At 68.7% G+C, this 2,665-nt stretch carries 3 protein-coding genes; all 3 read right to left on the bottom strand.

What is annotated here, in order from left to right; all coding sequences use genetic code 11:
* A partial coding sequence (locus tag AB1609_20605) for an O-antigen ligase family protein (protein ID MEW6048845.1) occupies positions 1-1,196 on the bottom strand: 1,196 nt, incomplete at its 3' end.
* Positions 1,197-1,247: 51 nt separating this feature from the next.
* Positions 1,248-2,429 carry a glycosyltransferase gene (locus AB1609_20600; GenBank protein MEW6048844.1) on the bottom strand — a complete coding sequence of 394 codons (1,182 nt, stop codon included), beginning with the start codon at positions 2,427-2,429 and terminating at the stop codon, positions 1,248-1,250.
* On the bottom strand, positions 2,426-2,665 hold a 240-nt coding region (locus tag AB1609_20595; protein MEW6048843.1), incomplete at its 5' end, for a hypothetical protein. The genes AB1609_20600 and AB1609_20595, both read right to left, overlap by 4 nt.

Below are 2,665 nucleotides of genomic sequence, written 5' to 3'. Positions count from 1 at the left end.
CCGAACAACACGAAGAGGGGAGCCGTCACGGTGGGCGCACCGAAGTTGTGCTCGAGCAGCGACGAGACCGCGATCGCCACGAAAGCGGCGATGAGGCCGAACTGTCTCGCATCACGGAGCGTCCGGACGAGCAAGGTAAGCCAGACGCCCATCAACACAAGGCCCACCCCGCCCAGCTCAGCGGCCACGTGGAGATAGCTGTTGTGGGCGTGGGCGAAAACACCCTGCGCAAAGAGCCCGACGGCAAAGCACCCGTAGTTCCCCCACCCGACTCCCCAAACGGGGTTCGAGAGAAAGGCCGCCACGCCCTGTTCCCACAGCTCGATGCGCGCCTTCCCGGTGACTCCGAGGCCCCCTGCGAGTTCCAACAGGCGTTGTCCTGCCGGGGTGGCCGCAGCGGCCACCGCGAGGAGCATGGCCGCCCCTGCAGCCGCCATCACCCCACCGCGGGTCGTCAGCCTGCGCTGAAGCGCCTGCTGCAGGGGTGCGCGTCGAAGTATGGCAATGAACAGTGCCGCGGCCACGAGGCCGAGGTAGGCGGATCGGCTCCCCGACATCAGCACGCCGGCCGCAAGGGCCACGGCAACCCACGGGGGGCCATCCCCGGTTATCGCAAGGTCGAGAGCGAGCGCAGCCAGCGCTGCGAACAGCGCGCCCGCGGCGTTATGCGCGCCGAGCCAGGCGTGGAAGAAGTAGTAGCCTGAAATGTCCAGGCGCACCAGCCCCAGGGGGGTCGGGCCCCCCAGGGTGGCGGAGACGAACTCGAGGGCTTCCAGGGCCGACAGGACCGCACCGACTTGCAGCAACGCCTGACGGTAGCGGAGGTGGTTGGCTGCGGGCACGCCGGCCGCGATGACCAGGGCACCCATGGGGACGAGCTCTCGCAGCCGCCATCGAGCGAAATCGCCCCACGCTAGCTCGCACCCCGTCCTCCACGACGGAGCAACCCAGGCGAGATTGAAGAACGCGTAAGCGGCCACGGCGAGCCCCGCCAGTTGGGGCCCGCCAAGAGTCACGCGGCGGCGCCGAAGGAGCGCGGCGGCTTCGAAGGCGAGGGGCAGCACGAACCAGCCGTAGACGAAGTACGGGAGCGCCAGCGCCCAAGCGCCGATCTCCGGTAAGGGAAGGCCCCGGGTCCGGGCCCACGCGGTAGCTCCACGCGGCGGATTTGATGGCTCGGCCGCCCACCTGCCCACGTCAACAGGCCCCCCGTGCCGACAATAAGGCCATGGCGGTGCGGGGATGGTTCATCCGCGCGACCCCAGCAATCGCTCGTAGAGGTGCAGGTGACGCCGGGCGATGGTCTGCCAGTCACGCGTCTGAGCCAGGCGTGGAGCGCCATTCCGGAAAGCCCGAGAGAGATGGCCCCGTACCGCATCCGCCATGCCATCCAGGTCTTTAGGCGCCACATAAAACACACCGGGGAGGCGGGTGTTGGACTCTTCAAAGCTCACCCCACGCCAGGTCGGGTGGGTGGTCACTGTGAAGACCCCTAAGGATGCGGCCGCCGCGACGCTGCCGCTGCGCTCCGAGCGGCCGTCGACGAGGGGAAACACCGCGACGTCGCACGCCGCGAGATGCCTGGCGGCTTCAAGGGCCGGCAGCCGCCCGAGCCAGTGGATCCTTTCTTTCAGGTCTCCCTCCGACAGCGCCCTTTTCACGACTGACAGGTAGGTACGATCCTCACCGGGCTCGCCAATCAAGAGCAGGTGCGCCCCGGGGATCTTTCGCAGGAGCGCGGGTAAGAGGTGTACGCCCTTGGCAGCCTTGAGGAACCCGAAATGGGCGAGCAGGGGGCTCCCCGGGGGAACGCCAAGCCCCTGCCGAATCCGGGCGACCTCGTCGGAAGAGAGCGCCACATGCGGCAGGTTGGACGATATGGGAATCACTTCGACCACGCGCCGGGCAGCCAGCCATCGGCCAACCGCTCCCCACTGCGCCAACAGGTGGTGCGATTCCACGAAGACGAGGCCGTGCGCTGCCAGCATCGGAAGGCCGTTGTACAAGAGCGAAGCAAGGTTGGACGCGGGCTCGTGAAGGGTCACGGCCACCCGTGCCCCTGGTATGGTCGCCCGGACGAGCCACGGAAGCAGCCTGGGCCCGAGACGGCGGCCAAAGCGAAGCGTCGGGTACTGCACGTGCACGATGTCGGGGGCCACCCGGCGGGCCACGCGCCGCATGGCGGAGAGCAACCTGGCGGTGGAGTAGCCTTCGATCTCCCTGTGAACGGCGACTGCGGACGGACCCTCGGTGCCCGGCCGGTCCTCGACGCCGGGCGGGTTTCGGGATGCCCTACCGGGGCCCGCGGTCAGGACGTGTACCTCTGCCGCGCCCGCTCGGGCAAGAGCAGAGGCAAGGTGAGCCGTGTAGTCGCCAACGCCGCAGACGTCGGGCGGAAACGAGCCCGTGACGAAGAGAACGCGGATCACAGAGAAGCGCCCCCGGCGGCGCGGCTTCGGGAGCCGGCGGCGGCGCTTCCGGGGCTGCGATCTCCGCGGGCATCGAACGGAAGACCAAGGAGGCCGCGGGCCACCGCGCTGGCCTTCCCGAACTGGCCTCGCAGGAGCTTGACCATCAGGCGGCGGACCGTGAAGTAGAGATAGCCCGCGGGGACGTGGGCGGGATAGTAGCGCCGTAAGAAGCGCATGCCATTTCGGGCTACATA

Source organism: Bacillota bacterium, from assembly GCA_040754675.1.
GTDB lineage: Bacteria > Bacillota > Limnochordia > Limnochordales > Geochordaceae > Geochorda.
Note: the sequence above shows the minus strand (reverse complement) of the source record. Positions and strands in the feature narration are given on the sequence as shown.